Origin of the sequence: Pseudomonas oryziphila, assembly GCF_003940825.1 — a bacterium.
GTDB lineage: Bacteria > Pseudomonadota > Gammaproteobacteria > Pseudomonadales > Pseudomonadaceae > Aquipseudomonas > Aquipseudomonas sichuanensis.
This window is the reverse complement of the sequence record NZ_CP034338.1, coordinates 3,096,744-3,111,923: the sequence shown is the minus strand read 5'-3', so window position 1 is coordinate 3,111,923 and position 15,180 is coordinate 3,096,744. Positions and strand designations below refer to the sequence as shown.

The 15,180-nt window shown below is 65.6% G+C and carries 11 protein-coding genes; 8 read left to right on the top strand and 3 right to left on the bottom strand.

Annotated features, from left to right (window positions below):
* Positions 1-2 precede the first annotated feature (2 nt).
* Genes EJA05_RS14515 through qhpG form a run of 3 tightly spaced genes read left to right on the top strand, consistent with a single transcriptional unit; the run spans position 3 to position 3,682 of the window.
* Positions 3-1,730 (top strand): ABC transporter ATP-binding protein, encoded by a 1,728-nt coding sequence (locus tag EJA05_RS14515; RefSeq protein ID WP_125858783.1) that lies wholly within the window; start codon positions 3-5, stop codon positions 1,728-1,730.
* Positions 1,720-2,397: a subtilisin-like serine protease QhpE gene (gene qhpE, locus EJA05_RS14510; protein ID WP_125858782.1), complete on the top strand. Its 678-nt coding sequence runs from the start codon at positions 1,720-1,722 to the stop codon at positions 2,395-2,397. Before EJA05_RS14515 ends, qhpE begins: the two co-directional genes overlap by 11 nt.
* On the top strand, positions 2,390-3,682 hold the full coding sequence (gene qhpG / locus EJA05_RS14505) for a flavin-dependent monooxygenase QhpG (RefSeq protein ID WP_125858781.1): 1,293 nt from the start codon (positions 2,390-2,392) through the stop codon (positions 3,680-3,682). Before qhpE ends, qhpG begins: the two co-directional genes overlap by 8 nt.
* 197 nt (positions 3,683-3,879) lie before the next feature.
* Here qhpG and EJA05_RS14500 read toward each other — a convergent pair whose 3' ends face one another.
* Together EJA05_RS14500 and EJA05_RS14495 are read right to left on the bottom strand one after the other, a co-directional pair.
* Positions 3,880-5,208, bottom strand: a complete 1,329-nt coding sequence (locus tag EJA05_RS14500) for an alginate export family protein (RefSeq protein ID WP_125858780.1) — start codon at positions 5,206-5,208, stop codon at positions 3,880-3,882.
* Positions 5,209-5,361: 153 nt separating this feature from the next.
* Complete coding sequence (locus tag EJA05_RS14495; protein WP_125858779.1) at positions 5,362-6,855, bottom strand: aldehyde dehydrogenase family protein; 1,494 nt, start codon at positions 6,853-6,855, stop codon at positions 5,362-5,364.
* Positions 6,856-7,371: 516 nt separating this feature from the next.
* On the opposite strand from EJA05_RS14495, the gene peaA reads away from it, so the two are divergent.
* From peaA to EJA05_RS14460, 5 genes are read left to right on the top strand one after another with little or no spacing between them, the layout of a single operon-like run.
* Entirely contained in the window at positions 7,372-8,937 is a 1,566-nt protein-coding gene (gene peaA, locus EJA05_RS14485; protein ID WP_125858777.1) for a quinohemoprotein amine dehydrogenase subunit alpha, read from the top strand.
* A gap of 53 nt (positions 8,938-8,990) precedes the next feature.
* A complete protein-coding gene (gene peaB, locus EJA05_RS14480; RefSeq protein WP_125858776.1) occupies positions 8,991-10,421 on the top strand; it encodes a quinohemoprotein amine dehydrogenase maturation protein in 1,431 nt (476 codons plus the stop codon).
* A gap of 1 nt (position 10,422) precedes the next feature.
* Positions 10,423-10,746, top strand: coding sequence for a quinohemoprotein amine dehydrogenase subunit gamma (qhpC, locus tag EJA05_RS14475; RefSeq protein WP_046855356.1), 324 nt, complete (start codon positions 10,423-10,425; stop codon positions 10,744-10,746).
* 19 nt (positions 10,747-10,765) lie between these two features.
* Entirely contained in the window at positions 10,766-11,887 is a 1,122-nt protein-coding gene (gene peaD / locus EJA05_RS14470; RefSeq protein WP_125858775.1) for a quinohemoprotein amine dehydrogenase subunit beta, read from the top strand.
* A gap of 15 nt (positions 11,888-11,902) precedes the next feature.
* The gene (locus EJA05_RS14460; RefSeq protein WP_407692099.1) at positions 11,903-13,699 is read left to right on the top strand and encodes a fatty acid CoA ligase family protein; all 1,797 of its coding nucleotides are present in this window, start codon (positions 11,903-11,905) and stop codon (positions 13,697-13,699) included.
* Between the two features lie 174 nt (positions 13,700-13,873).
* Here EJA05_RS14460 and EJA05_RS14455 read toward each other — a convergent pair whose 3' ends face one another.
* Positions 13,874-15,124: an IS256 family transposase gene (locus EJA05_RS14455; protein WP_125858773.1), complete on the bottom strand. Its 1,251-nt coding sequence runs from the start codon at positions 15,122-15,124 to the stop codon at positions 13,874-13,876.
* Positions 15,125-15,180 lie beyond the last annotated feature (56 nt).

Below are 15,180 nucleotides of genomic sequence, written 5' to 3'. Positions count from 1 at the left end.
CCATGGGCGGACTGTTCTCACGCTTGATCGAATCGAGCGACCCGCTGCTGATGCGCCAGGCCCTGGCCTGGCTGTACGGTTTCGTGCGCCCGCAACGGCGCGCCATCGGCGTATTGCTGGGGTTGTCGCTGGGCGCTTCGTTGCTGGCCCTGGCGCAACCCTGGCTGGTCAAGACCCTGATCGACGAAGGCCTGCTGGCCAAGGATTACCAGACCCTCTGGCACATGGCTGCGATCATGATCGGCGCCGGCCTGCTCGGCACCGTGCTGGCGGGGGTGAACCGCTACCTGCACACGCGGCTGTCCGGGCGCATCCTGTTCGCCCTGCGCGATGACCTGTACCGGCATCTGCAGCAGCTGTCGCCGACCTTCTACGGGCGCCGGCGCACCGGCGATATCCTTTCGCGGCTGGACGGTGACGTCGCCGAGATCCAGCGCTTTGCCGTGGACTCGCTGTTCTCGGCGGTGTCGGCGGTGATCGGCCTGGTCGGCGCGCTGGCCCTGATGTTGCTGCTGTCCTGGCAACTGTCGTTGCTGTTGGCGCTGCTCATCCCGCTGGAAGTGCTGTGGCTGCGCTGGATGCGCCGCAAGGTGGAGCGCGAGGTGCGCAGCCTGCGCGAGCGCTCGGCGGACGTGTCGTCGTTCCTGGTCGAAACACTGCCGGCGATGAAGTTCATCCAGGCCGCCGGCCAGCAGGGCCGCGAGGCCGAGCGCCTGGAGGGCCTGGGGCAGGGCTACATGAGCCAGTTGCTGAAGGTACAGCTCACCGAATTCTTCACCCAGGCGGTGCCCGGCACCCTGACCTCGTGGTGCCGTGCCTGCGCCTTCCTGGTCGGCGGCTGGTGGGTGATCCAAGGCACCTGGCAGCTCGGCGCACTGATCGCGTTTTCCACGTACCTGGGCATGGCGGTCGGGCCAGTGCAGAGCCTGCTGGGGCTGTACGTGGCAGTGCAGCGCATGGCCGTGAGCCTGGGGCGGGTGATGGAGCTCAAGCGTGAGCCGGTCGCGGTTCAGCCTGCCGAAGCGCCGCTGCCCATCGCCGACGGCCCCGGCGAACTGCGCCTGGAGGCGGTGCACTTTGCCCACGATGAGCGCCAGGGCGGCGTGCTGCGCGGCGTCGATGCCAGCCTGCCGGGCGGGCTCAAGGTCGCCATCAGCGGCGCCTCGGGCGTCGGCAAATCGACCCTGATCGACCTGCTGCAGCGGTTCTACGACCCCGATGCCGGGCGCATCCTGCTCGACGGCATCGACTTGCGCCAACTCGACTTGCAGGCCTTGCGCCGGCGCATCGCGGTGGTCAGCCAGGACATCGTGCTGTTTCGTGGCACCCTGGCGCAGAACCTCGCCTACAGCACGCCCGAAGCAACCCGTGAACAGCTCGAAGCAGTGGTGCGCCTGACCCGCCTGGAAAGCTTGGTCGGCAATCTGCCGCTGGGCCTGGACGGGATGCTCGGCGAGCGTGGCCAGCAGTTGTCCGGTGGCCAGAAACAACGCATCGCCATCGCTCGGGCGCTGCTGCAGCAACCGGCGATCCTGGTGCTCGACGAAGCCACCTCGGCGGTGGACGAAGCCACCGAGCGCGAAGTGATCGCCGCCATCGACCAGCTGTTTGCCGGGCGCACGCGCATTTTGATCAGCCACCGCGCCTCGACCTTGGCCGATGCCGATGTGCACCTGCACTTGAGCGACGGGCTGCTGCGCAGCAAGGAGCCGGCCGGGCATGACCAGTGAACTGCGCGTTGGCCTGATCGACAGCGGCTGCTCGCCCGGGCAGGCCGCCATGCTGCTCGATGCCCGGCGCTTCTGGCTGGCCGACGGCGTGTTGCAGGAAGGCGAAGCGCTGCCCGATGCCCTTGGCCATGGCAGCGCCGTGCTCGAGCGTATTTGCGCTGAGGCCGGTGCCATGCCGCTGCTGCTGGCCCAGGTGTTCGACCGCCAATGGAGCACCAGCGCCCTGCAAGTGGCCGCCGCGCTGTTGTGGCTGGTGGAGCAGGGCGCCGCGGTGATCAACCTGAGCCTGGGCCTGCACCAGGACCGCCCGGTGCTGCGCCAGGCCTGCGCCGAAGCCCAGGCCGCCGGGGTGCTGCTGTGTGCCTCAAGCCCGGCGCGGGGCGAACCGGTGTATCCGGCAAGCTACCCAGGGGTGATTCGGGTAACGGGTGATGCCCGCTGCGCGCCGGGTGAATGGTCATGGCTGGGAACCGCCCAGGCCGATTTCGGCGCCCATGTCGGCACCACCGGCGGGGCGGGTGCCAGCCTTGCCTGTGGCGCGTTCAGCGGCCTGGTTGCTGGCGTATTGCGCAACCGGCCCGAGTTGGAACACCTGGCGTTGGTCCACTGGTTAAAGCACCACGCGGCGTTCACCGGCCCGGAGCGCAAGGGGCAGGCTGATGGCTGACGCGCGCATTGTGGTACTCGGCGCGGGCCCTGCCGGCGCCGCCACGGCCCTGGGGCTGCGACGCCTGGGTTATGCCGTGACCGTGGTCAGCGACTGGCGCCGCTTCGCCGCCATCGAAGGGGTTTCCCAGCGCGTGCTCGACGGGTTGCGGCATGCCGGGCTTGGGGCAGCACTCGCGCAGGCCACCACCCCCGCTGAACGGCAGGTGCACTGGAATGGTGAACAGCTGCGCCTGAACCAGGAGTGCTTGCTCGATCGCCAGCGTTTCGACGGGGCCTTGCGTGACGACCTGCGTCGGGCCGGGGTCGAGTTGATCGAAGGCCGGGTGCGGGAGGTGCTGCGCGATGCCGGCCATCGGGTGCGCCTGGACGATGGCCAGGTGGTGCATGGCGATTTTCTGGTCGAGGCCCGTGGCCGCCAGGCGCCGCTGGCCGAAGGGCGCCTGCGCGGGCCGGAGACCGTCAGCCTGCTGAACCTCTGGCAGGGCACGCCAGGGGCAGCGGCCTCGGCCGTGGAGAGCCTGGACGATGGCTGGGCGTGGATGGCGCGGCTGGACGATGGCCGTTGCTACTGGCAAGTGACATTGGATGCAGGTACGGCCAGCCTGCCGGGCAAGGCACAGCTGGCGGCGTATTGCGCCGAACGCCGGGGTAGTTCGGCGCAGGTACGGGCAATCTTCGATCAACAGGCCTTCGCCCCTGCCCAGGTTCATGCCCGCAGCAGCACGGCGATCCTGGCTGGCAGTTGCGCAGGCGACGATTGGCTGCGGGTGGGGGATGCGGCGATGGCGGTAGACCCGCTGTCGGGTAACGGGATTTTCCAGTCGTTGTCGTCGGCGTTGCAGGCGCCGGTGGTGATCAACACCTTGTTGCGGCGGCCTGAGAGCGCCGCGCTGGCGCAGCGTTTTCATCAGGAGCGTATCGAGCAGCTGTTCCTGCGCTTTGCCCGCATTGGCCGGGATTTCTACGCCCAGGAGCAGGCACGGGCGACGGGCGCGTTCTGGGCTGCGCGCCGCAGGTGGCCGGATGCGCAGCCGATCCATGCCCAGGCCGCCTGGAGCGCGGTGACGGTGGAGCGTCGGCCGGTGTTGCGTGATGGTTTCGTGGAGGAGGCCGAGGTGGTAGTGACGGCAGACCAGCCGTTGGGGGTGTGGCACCTGCAAGGGGTTGAGCTGGCGCCTGTGGTCCGCGGCCTGCAGGCGGGGCTCGCGCTGGAACAGGTGCTGGCCGGGGAGTCGCAGGCCATGGTGCGGCGGTGGCTGGGCGAGCAAGGTTATCGCGGATAACCAGGGGCCGCTTTGCGCCCCATCGCCGGCAAGCCGGCTCCCACCCCAACCGCATCGACCCAAGCCATGCGCAATCGTGGGAGCAACTGTCTTGTACCGCAGCGCTCACAGAGTTAACGCATGGCCCAGGACTCCGCGGTCGGGGTGGGAGCCGGCTTGCCGGCGATGGCGAGGGCATAGGCAACGCCGAAGTATCGTCAGAAGAAGGTTCCGACCACCAACTGCAGGTAGGTCCCGGTATCCCGGCTGCCCAGTTGCACGCCGCCGTTGTCGGCATTGCGTTCAGGTTTGTAGAGCCCCACCAGCGGGCTGATCAGCCAGTGCTCGTTGACCATCCATTCCAGGTACAGGTCCAGCTCGCGCCCCCCAAGATTGCTCTTGTCGGTGCTCAGCGGGTCAAAGTCGAAATACAGCGCACCCACGGTCAGCCCCTCGCGGGGCGTGGCCTTGAGCGCCACATGGTGGACCTGGCTGTTGCTGTTGAACGGCCCGGCATAGTTGGCCGCCACTTCGCCCTGGAACCAGGTGCCGTAGCCGCGGCTCAGGCCATAGAACAACGGGTCGAAGTGTTCCGAGAAGCGGCTGTAGCGGTAGGTGGCGGTGGGTGACCAGGGCAGGCCGGAGAAGGTCCAGTTGCCCTCCAGGTACCACGCATCCTCACGCCCGCCGGTGCGGTCCTGGGTGACATATTCCGCTGCCAGCTCCAGGTCCTTCACCCCCAGGTCCTTCACCCCCAGGTTGCCGCGCCCGCGCAGGCTCACGGTGTCCATGCCATCGCGGTGCTCGAGGCCGAGGATCTCGGCGTAGCGCCGGTCCACGTCCAGGCCGTGGATCCAGCTCAGGCCGACGGTGCCGGCGTCGGCCACATGCTCAAGGTTGGCCACGGCCATGGAACTGTCGGCCTGGAAGTGGTTGTCGGACTTGAGCCACATCAGGTCGCCGCGCCAGCCCTGCTTGCCGCCCAGGCGCAGCACGGCGGTGCGGTCGAAGGCCTTGCGCGCGGCCAGGTAGTAGGCGCCGCCTCGGTCGAAGTTGGCGCCCAGGTCGACGTTGCCGGCGTTGACCGGGTCGCCCTGAATCAGGAAACCATCGCCCAGGGTAACCAACTGGCGGCCGCCGGAGATATCGATGCCGTCTTCGCCCAGCGCCGGGAACAGGGTGCCGGAGCGCCAGCCCAGGTACAGGTCTTCGACGGCGGTGCGGCGTTCGTCGCCCAGGGTGAAACCGGCGGCGTCGCCATCGCCCCAGGTGGCGGAACTGAGCAGGCTGAACGCGCCGTAGAGCGCGCCGCTGTCGGCGATGGCCTGGCTGCCGCTAAGGCCGTACTTGACGTAGCCCTCGCGCCAGTTGCTGCTGCCGGGCTGGCGGTTGCCGAACTGGTTGTAGCTCTCGTCGCTGTGGAAGATGCCGAACAGCGCTTCGAGGTTGGCATTCAGGGTGCTGCCGTTGTGGTTGTACAGCTCGTAGGCTTGGGTGGCCGGTGCGCTCAACAGCAGGGCCAATGTGCAGGCGAGTGTATGCCTCATGGTGTGCTCCATGTTTTTGTTGTTGTTTTTGGGGTGGCATGCGCCGGCCCTTTCGCGGGTGAACCCGCTCCCACAAGACCCCCAGGGTTTTCAGGCCTGTGATGATCCTGTGGGAGCGGGTTTACCCGCGAAGAGGCCGGTGCTGGTAAACGATCAGAGCTTGATCAGCACCGACTTGAGCTCGGTGTAATGCTCGATCGCCGCCGCGCCCATCTCGCGGCCAACGCCCGAGAGCTTGTAGCCGCCGAACGGCAGCGCCGGGTCCAGGGCGCTGTGGCAGTTGACCCAGACCGAGCCGGACTTGATGCGCGGGATCATCCGGTGCACCGCGGCCAGGTCGTTGGACCAGATGCTCGCGCCCAACCCGTAGGGGTTGTCGTTGGCCATGTGCAGCACTTCATCGAGGTCATCGAACGGCATGGCCACCAGCACCGGGCCGAAGATTTCCTCCTGCACCAGGCGGTGGCGCTGGTCTACATCGACGATCACCGTCGGCTTGACGAAGTAGCCCGGGCCGAAGCCTTCGCCGCCGCAGGCGATGGTGGCGCCCAGTTCACGCCCCAGTTCGATGTAGCCGGTGACCCGGTCCTGCTGCTTGGCCGAGATCAACGGGCCCATCTGCACCGACGGGTCCAGGCCGTTGCCGAGCTTCATGCCATTGGCGATGCCGGCGATGTCGGCCACCACGTTGTCGAAATGCTTGCGGTGCACGTACAGCCGGGAGCCGGCGCAGCACACCTGGCCCTGGTTGAAGAAGATCGCCGTGGCAGCACCGGCGGCGGCCTCCTGCAGGTTGGCGTCGGGCAGCACAATGGTCGGCGATTTGCCGCCCAGCTCCAGGGTGACGCGGGTCATGTTGTCCATGGCCGCCTTGCCGATCAGCTTGCCGACCTCGGTGGAGCCGGTGAAGGTCAACTTGTCCACGCCCGGGTGGCGGCTAAGCGCGGCGCCGGCGTTCAGGCCGGTGCCGGTGACCACGTTGAATACCCCGGCCGGGTAGCCGGCTTCGTCCACCAGTTCGGCGAGCTTGAGCGCGGTCAGCGGGGTTTCGTCGGCGGGCTTCAATACCATGGTGCAGCCGGTGGCCAGGGCCGGGCCGAGCTTCCAGCAGGCCAGCAGCAGCGGGAAGTTCCAGGCGACGATGGCGCCGACCACGCCCACGGCTTCGCGGCGCACGAAGCCATGGAACTGGTCGTTGGGCATCAGCGGCAGTGAAGGCTCGACCGTGCTGCCTTCGATCTTGGTGGCCCAGCCGGCCATGTAGCGCAGGAAGTCGATGGCCAGTTGCACGTCCATCACCTGCGCCACGGCGGCGCTCTTGCCGTTGTTCAGGCATTCCAGTTCGGCCAGCTGCTGGGCATCGCGCTGCATCAGGTCGGCCAGGCGCCACAGCAGGTTCTGCCGTTCACGCGGGCGTGTGCGGCTCCAGGCCGAATCGTCGAAGGCCTGGCGCGCGGCGCGCACGGCGCGGTCGACATCCTCCGGGTCGGCCGCGGGCACCTCGCCAAGGACTTCGCCGCTGGCCGGGTTGCGAAAGGTCAAGGTGCGACCGCTGACGGCGTCCTGCCAGTCGGCGCCGATGCGCATCCTGAGCTTGCGTGCAAGGAAGTCGCGTGTGGCGGGGAGGATCGGCAGTTCGGAATGCATGGGGCGGTGCCTCTTGTCATGGTTGTGAGCAGGGCTGGGGCAATGGGCGTGCCAATGGACTCAGATGCTGGGTGAGGCCTAGCCAGCGGTGGCTTTTGCCTTATTGGGAGTTAAAGGAACCAGGGTTGATCTGTTGCATATTGAGATCGAGTGAGACGACATGTGACACAGATTCACGGGCGCTTGGGGTCGCTTTGCGGCCCTTTCGCGACACAAGGCCGCTCCAACAGGAGACCGCGATCCTCTGTAGGAGCGGCCTTGTGCCGCGAAAGGGCCGCACGGCGGCCCCGGCATTGCCAGCCCCCGGCGGGTGTCTCAAGGTGAAACACCCAGTCGCGAAATGGGACGTTCACCTACAATTTCAATCGCTGGCCCATACTCGCAAAACCCAGGCAACTCACTGATCCAAAACATTTTTGCTGCAACTGGCACACTTCCTGTATCGCAACTGTCACATGCACACCGCAGTACCCAAGCGTGCAATAACGATAAGAACAACACCGTGGAGGTCTGACCTTGAAGACGACTCGACTCCGGCGGCAGGCGGGCACACTGGCGCTGGTCGCCACCGCACTGCTGTCCGCCCAGGCCATGGCGGCCGAGCAGGGCCCGAGCCTGTTGCAGAACAAGTGCATGGGGTGCCATATCCCCGAGGGCAACGACAGCTACAGCCGTATCAGCCACCAGCGCAAGACCCCCGAAGGCTGGCTGATGAGCATCGCCCGCATGCAGGTGATGCACGGCCTTTCGATCAGCGACGACGACCGCCGAACCCTGGTCAAGTACCTGGCCGACAAGCAGGGCCTGGCACCCAGCGAGACCGACGGCGTGCGCTACGCCATGGAGCGCAGGCTCAACACCGTCGAGCACTTCGACGATCAGCTCAGCCAGATGTGCGGGCGTTGCCACTCCGGTGCCCGGGTTGCGTTGCAGCGGCGCCCGGCCCAGGAATGGGAGCATCTGGTCAACTTCCACCTGAGCCAGTGGCCGTCCCTCGAATACCAGGCCCAGGCCCGCGACCGCGACTGGCTGGACATCGCCCTCAAGCAGATGGTGCCGGACCTGGCCAAGCGCTTCCCCCTCGACAACCCGGCCTGGGCCGAATGGCTCAAGGCCCGGCCCAAGGCCGACGCGCTGGTGGGGCAGTGGGCATTCAGCGGGCATATGCTCGCCAAGGGCGATGTGCGCGGGGTGATGAGTGTCAGCGCAGGCGAGGGCGACACTTTCAAGGTCGAGGTCAAGGGGGCTTATGCCGACGGCACGCCGTTCAACGGCAGCGGTTCGGCGATCCTCTACAACGGCTACGAGTGGCGCGGCAACGTCAAGGTCGGCGAGGCCAACCTGCGCCAGGTGTTCGCCGCCATCGACGGGCAGATGAAGGGCCGCATGTTCGAGGCCGAACATGACGAGCGCGGTCTGGACTTCAGCGCCGCCAAGGCTGGCCAAGGGCGTTTGCTGGCGGTGCAGCCGGCCTTCATCAAGGCCGGCAGCGACAGCGAAATCACCCTGGTGGGCAGCGACCTGACCGGCAAGCCGGACCTGGGCGCGGGTGTGGCCGTGACCGAAGTGCTGGAGTCGACACCGACGCTGATCCGGGTCAAGGCGCGTGCCGCCAAGGATGCCGCCGCCGGCCAGCGCGAGGTGTCGGTGGGCGCGCTCAAGGGCCTGCAACTGGCGGTGTATGACAAGGTCGACGAGGTCAAGGTGGTGCCGGCGTTCTCCATCGCCCGCATCGGCGAAAACGGCGCTTCGGTGCCCAAGGTCCAGGGCCGTTTCGAGGCCGAGGCCTGGGGCAAGGACGCCAGCGGCCAGCCGCTGCGCATCGGCTACCTGCCGGCCACCTGGAAAGTCGAGCCGTTCAACGAACGGGCGGTCGAGGACGAAGACGTCAAGTTCGCCGGACAGATGCAGGCCGACGGCGTGTTCGTACCTGGCGGTGCAGGGCCCAACCCTGAACGCAAGATGATGACCAACAACGCCGGCAACTTGAAGGTTATCGCCACCCTGGCGGACGGCGGCCAGACCGGCGAGGGCCACATGATCGTCACCGTGCAGCGCTGGAACAACCCGCCGTTGCCTTGAGGGCAGGGGCACAGCGCGTAAACACCTGACGAATCGATTATCGGGAGGTCGCCATGGGCGCACTACTGAACCTGGTCGAACGCAACCTGCACGAAGTGCAGGTGGATGCCGACCGCATGCTGTTCCATATCCCCAGCAGTTCGCTGTTCGCCACCGATGCAGTGACCGGCGGCATCATCGACACCCTGCGCCGCCAAGGCTGCTCTGCCGAGGAGCTGATGCAGCAGCTCGGCCAGCAGTTCGACGGGCAGGACATCCAGGAAACCCTGCGCGAGCTGATCGCCCTGGAAGTGGTCAGCGACGGCTCGCCGCTGACCCCGGAAATCGCCCTCAAGCAGGTCGAGCGCACGGCGCTCAACACCGTGGTGCTCAACGTCAACACCGGTTGCAACCTCAGCTGCACCTATTGCTACAAGGAAGACCTCGACAAGCCTTCGGCCGGCAAGAAGATGAGCACCGCCACCGCCGAGGCGTCGGTGGAGATGCTGCTCAAGGAGTCGCCCGACGAAACCCGCTACAGCGTGGTGTTCTTCGGCGGCGAGCCGTTGTCCAACCGTCCGCTGATCGAACACATGGTGGCGTACTGCGAGCGGCGTTTCGCCGAGGCCGGCAAACAGGTGGAGTTCATCATGACCACCAACGCCACGCTGCTCACCGAAGAGATCGTCGACTGGCTCAACGCTCACCGTTTCGGGCTGTCCATCAGCATCGACGGGCCCAAGACCGTGCACGACCGCAACCGCATCACCGTGGGCGGGCAGGGCACCTACGACGTGGTGCGGCGCAAGGCCGACATGCTGCTGTCGCGCTATGACAGCCGACCGGTGGGGGCCCGCGTGACCTTGACCCGGGGCATCACCGATGTGGAGACCATCTGGAACCACCTGTTCAACGAGATGGGCTTTGCCGAGGTGGGCTTCGCCCCGGTGACCTCCGGTGACATGGCCGACTTCAACCTCAGCAGCGAAGAGCTGGTGCAGGTGTTCGCCAACATGAAGGCCCTCGGCCGGCGCTACCTGGAGGCGGCGCTGGAGCACCGCAACATCGGCTTCTCCAACTTGCACCAGTTGATCACCGACATCCACGAGGGCCACAAGAAGGCCCTGCCGTGCGGTGCCGGGCTGAAGATGCTGGCGGTGGACCACGAGGGCGAGCTGAACCTGTGCCACCGCTTCACCGGCTCCAGCCTGCCGACCTTCGGCAACGTGCACCAGGGCGTGAAGCAGGCACAGCTCAATGACTTCCTGTCGCAGCGCCTGGACCGCAGTGGCACCGGCTGCGACAGCTGCCGCATCCGCAACCTGTGCTCCGGCGGCTGCTACCACGAAAGCTACGCCCGCTACGGCGACCCGCAGCACCCGACCTACCACTATTGCGAGCTGATGCGCGACTGGGTCGACTTCGGCATCGAAGTCTACAGCCGCATCATGGCCGCCAACCCGGCCTTCATCGATCGCTACATCACTCCCAGGAAGGCGCACTGACATGAAGCACCTCAAACCGCTGAACAACAAGGCGCGCATCCTTGAACAGGCCGCCGCCGAGGACCGCGTCGAAGAAGTGCTGGCGATGAGCGCCGTGGCCGGCTGCACCGCCACCACCGACCCGGGCTGGGAGGTGGACGCCTTTGGTGGCGTCAGCTCGCTGTGCCAGCCGATGGAGGCCGACCTGTATGGCTGTTCCGACCCTTGCTGGTGGCCGGCCCAGGTGCCGGACATGATGAGCACCTACCAGGACTGGAACGCCCAGGCGACCAACTCCGCCGAAGACTGGCGCAACCTCGGCACCGTATTCCCGAAAGACAAATAGAACGACAAGGGGAAACCGCATGAAACCTGGATTCTGCGCGCAACTCGCGCTTAGCGTCGCCGCCACGGCCTGTGCCTGGGCGGCCCAGGCCGACGACGCAGGCAAAGCCCTGCAGGCCGGCCACGAATACCTGATCGCCACCAACTACCCGAACAACCTGCATGTGGTCGAGGTGGCCAGCGACACCCTGTACAAGACCTGCCGCATGCCCGATTCGTTTGGCCCGGGCACGGCGATGATGGCGCCGGACAACCGCACCGCCTACGTGCTCAACAACCACTTTGCCGATATCTATGGCATCGACCTGGACAGCTGCAAGACCACCTTCCACGCCAACCTGTCCAGCGTGCCGGGCGAGGTGGGCAAGGCCATGTACTCCTTCGCCATCAGCCCCGACGGCAAGGAAGTCTATGCCACGGTCAACCCCAGCCAGCGCCTGAACGACCATTACGTGGTCAAGCCGCCGCGCCTGGAGGTGTTCCGCACCGGCGACGGGCTGGACGCCAAGCCGGTGCGAACCTTCCCGATGCCGCGCCAGGTGTACCTGATGCGCGCCGCCGACGACGGCAGCCTGTACGTGGCCGGGCCGGACATCTACAAGATGGACGTGAAGACCGGCAAATACACCGTCGCCTTGCCGCTGCGCAACTGGAACCGCCCCGGCTACAGCGCACCCGACGTGCTGTACTTCTGGCCGCACCAGAGCTCGCGGCATGAGTTCTCGATGCTCTACACCATTGCCAAGTTCAAGGATGCCAAGCAGGACCCGGCCACCGCCGAGCCGCTGTACGGTTACCTGAGCATCGACCTGAAGACCGGCAAGGCCCACACCGAGGAGTTCGCCGAGCTGACCGAGCTGTACTTCACCGGCCTGCGCTCGCCGAAGGATGGCAACCAGATGTACGGCGTGCTCAACCGCCTGGCGCGCTACGACATCAAGCAGAAGAAGCTGGTCAAGGCCGCCAATCTGGAACATACCTACTACTGCGTGACCTTCGACAAGGCGGGCGACAAGCTGTACCTGGGCGGCACCTTCAATGACCTGGCGGTGTTCGACCCGAATACCCTGGAGAAGGTGAAGAACATCAAGCTGCCAGGCGGTGACATGTCGACCACCACGCCGCAGGTGTTCGTCCGGTAGAGCGGTGTCGGCGCCATCGCCGGCAAGCCGGCTCCCACAGGTACGGCGCTGGCCTTGAGGTTGGCGCGATCCCTGTGGGAGCCGGCTTGCCGGCGATGGCGCCGGATCAACCACTACAAGAACAACAAGAGATACCCCATGACCCAGCCAAGTTACTCCCAGGGCGACCCGGCCAAATCTCTGCTGTCCCAGTGCATCGGCGACGCCTTCGACGCCACCGTCACCCGTTTCCCCGACCGCGAGGCCCTGGTCGTCCGCCACCAGCAGCTGCGCTACACCTGGCGGCAACTGGCCGAAGCGGTCGACCAGCATGCCCGGGCGTTGATGGCCCTTGGCGTGCAGGCCGGCGACCGCCTGGGCATCTGGGCGCCCAACTGCGCCGAGTGGTGCATCACCCAATTCGCCAGCGCCAAGGTCGGCGCGATCCTGGTCAACATCAACCCGGCCTACCGCAGCAGCGAGCTGGACTACGCCCTGGGCCAGTCCGGTTGCCAGTGGGTGATCTGCGCCGATGCCTTCAAGACCTCCGATTACCACGCGATGCTGCTCGGGCTGGTGCCCGGCCTGGGCGAAAGCCAGCCTGGTGCTCTGGCCTGCGAGCGCTTGCCCGAGCTGCGTGGCGTGATCAGTCTGGCCAGCGCGCCGCCAGCAGGCTTCCTGCCGTGGCCGGCCTTGCAGGCCAGGGCCGGGGAGGTCGGCAGCGAGCAGCTGGCCGCCCGTCAGGCCAGCCTGCGCCCGGACGACGCCATCAACATCCAGTACACCTCCGGCACTACCGGCTTCCCCAAGGGCGCCACCCTCAGCCACCACAACATCCTCAACAACGGCTACATGGTCGGCGAAAGCCTCGGCCTCACCGAGCACGACCGCCTGGTGGTGCCGGTGCCGCTGTACCACTGCTTCGGCATGGTCATGGCCAACCTCGGCTGCATGACCCACGGCAGCACGCTGATCTACCCCAACGACGCCTTCGACCCGCTGTTGACGCTGCAGGCCGTGGCCGAGGAGCGCGCCACCGCGCTGTACGGCGTGCCGACCATGTTCATCGCCGAGCTGGATCACCCACGCCGGGGCGAGTTCGACCTGTCCAGCCTGCGCACCGGGATCATGGCCGGCGCCACCTGCCCGATCGAGGTGATGCGCCGGGTGATCGGCGAGATGCACATGGGTGAAGTGCAGATTGCCTACGGCATGACCGAGACCAGCCCGGTGTCGCTGCAGACCGGCGCCGATGATGACCTTGAGCGCCGGGTGACCAGTGTCGGCCGCACCCAGCCACGGCTGGAGAACAAGATCGTCGACGCTGAGGGCAACACGCTGCCGCGCGGCGAGATCGGCGAGCTGTGCACCCGTGGCTACAGCGTGATGCTCGGCTACTGGAACAACCCCAAGGCCAGTGCCGAAAGCATTGATGGCGAGGGCTGGATGCACACCGGCGATCTGGCGGTGATGGATGAGCAGGGTTATGTGCGCATCGTCGGGCGCAGCAAGGACATGATCATCAGGGGCGGCGAGAACATCTACCCGCGCGAGCTGGAGGAGTTCTTCTTTACCCACCCGGCGGTGGCTGATGTGCAGGTGATCGGTGTTCCGTGCAGCAAGTATGGCGAGGAGATCGTGGCCTGGGTTCGTTTCCACCCTGGGCACAGCGCCAGCGAGGAGGAACTGCGCGAGTGGGCGAGGGCGCGCATTGCGCATTTCAAGGTGCCAAGGCACTTCCGGTTTGTTGATGAGTTCCCGATGACGGTGACGGGGAAGGTGCAGAAGTTCAGGATGCGTGAGATCAGTATCGGGGAACTGTCCGGGCGTTGAGCATTGCTTTCATTGGCCTCTTCGCGGGTAAACCCGCTCCCACAGGGGGCGGCGCTGTACCTGTGGGAGCGGGTTTACCCGCGAAGAGGCTGGCACTGGCAGCAGATGATTCGGGACTGTCAGATTTTTTGTGTGCGGGCCGGTAATGGCCTGCCGCTAGGCAGGCCCTGATTCTCACCAGGTTGGCCTGATGAACCGATCTCCATACAGAATCGCAAATTGATTCATCGCGCTTTTCCAGTCATGGGCCGGTTTTCCCCAATTGGCTGTGATGTTGCGCAATCCCAGCCAAATCAGTTTGGTCGCTGCATCATCATTCGGGAAATGTCCGCGAGTCTTGATGACCTTGCGTAGCTGGGCATTGATGCTCTCGATGGCGTTGGTGGTATAGATCACCTTTCGGATGGCGGGCGGGAAAACAAAGAATGGAATCACGCGATCCCAAGCCCGTCGCCAAGCAGCCACCACCGTCGGATATTTCTCGCCCCACGGCCCGTTCTCAAACTCATCGAGTGCTTGCTCAGCCGCTTCGGCATTGATGGCTTGGTAAATCGGCTTCAGCTCCTTGGCCAGAGCCCGCCGCTTGTCCCAGGCCGCGTAGTCGAGGCTGTTGCGGATCAGGTGCACGATGCACGTCTGCAGCGTCGTTTCTGGAAACACTGCGCTGAGGGCCTCTGGCATGCCTTTGAGGCCATCGGTCACGGCAATCAGCACATCTTCGACGCCACGCTTCTTGAGGTCGTTAAAGACCTTCATCCAGAACTTCGCACCCTCGGTGTTCTCGATCCAGATGCCCAGGATATCGCGCGTCCCGTCGGGGAGAACGCCCAGGGCCAAGTAAATGGCCTTGTTGCGAACCAGACCTTCTTCGCGGATCTTCACCCGCAGCGCATCGAAGAAAATGACCGGGTACATCGGCTCCAGTGGCCGCTGTTGCCACGCGCCAATCTCTTCCATGACCTCGTCTGTCACAGAGCTGATGAAATCGGGTGAAACGTCGGTTCCATACTGCTCGGACAGGAAGGCCCGGATCTCTCTGACCGTCATTCCACGGGCGTACATGGCGATGATTTTGTCATCGAATCCGGTGTAACGGCGCTCATGCTTGGGGATCAGAATGGGCGAGAAGCTGCCGTCACGGTCCCGAGGGATATCCAGCCGTAGCGGGCCATCGCCTGTCAGCACTGTCTTGCCACTCGTGCCATTGCGCTGGTTGGTCTCATCCTCTGGGCGCTGCGCGCCCGGAGGATAGCCCAGGTGATGGCCAAGTTCGGCGTTCAGGGCCCGCTCGATCAACGCTTTCTTGAAGGCGGCAGAAGCCTCTTCGATAGCCTCTGCGGTCATCAGTGGGGTTGCGGAAAACTGTTCAAGCAGCTCTTTCGGGACCTTCGGTAACTCTCGAAGCGGTTTCTTTTTGGTTGGCATGCATGCACCTCTTACTCATGGTATGCCCGAACACAAAATTTCTGACACCCTCGATG

What these genes read in the sequence shown, in the direction of transcription:
- qhpE (WP_125858782.1), top strand. Translation starts at nt 1,720, where the DNA reads ATGACCAGTGAACTGCGCGTTGGCCTGATCGACAGCGGCTGCTCGCCC.
- EJA05_RS14495 (WP_125858779.1), bottom strand. Translation starts at nt 6,855, where the DNA reads ATGCATTCCGAACTGCCGATCCTCCCCGCCACACGCGACTTCCTTGCA.
- peaD (WP_125858775.1), top strand. Translation starts at nt 10,766, where the DNA reads ATGAAACCTGGATTCTGCGCGCAACTCGCGCTTAGCGTCGCCGCCACG.
- qhpG (WP_125858781.1), top strand. Translation starts at nt 2,390, where the DNA reads ATGGCTGACGCGCGCATTGTGGTACTCGGCGCGGGCCCTGCCGGCGCC.
- qhpC (WP_046855356.1), top strand. Translation starts at nt 10,423, where the DNA reads ATGAAGCACCTCAAACCGCTGAACAACAAGGCGCGCATCCTTGAACAG.
- EJA05_RS14500 (WP_125858780.1), bottom strand. Translation starts at nt 5,208, where the DNA reads ATGAGGCATACACTCGCCTGCACATTGGCCCTGCTGTTGAGCGCACCG.
- peaB (WP_125858776.1), top strand. Translation starts at nt 8,991, where the DNA reads ATGGGCGCACTACTGAACCTGGTCGAACGCAACCTGCACGAAGTGCAG.
- EJA05_RS14455 (WP_125858773.1), bottom strand. Translation starts at nt 15,124, where the DNA reads ATGCCAACCAAAAAGAAACCGCTTCGAGAGTTACCGAAGGTCCCGAAA.
- EJA05_RS14515 (WP_125858783.1), top strand. Translation starts at nt 3, where the DNA reads ATGGGCGGACTGTTCTCACGCTTGATCGAATCGAGCGACCCGCTGCTG.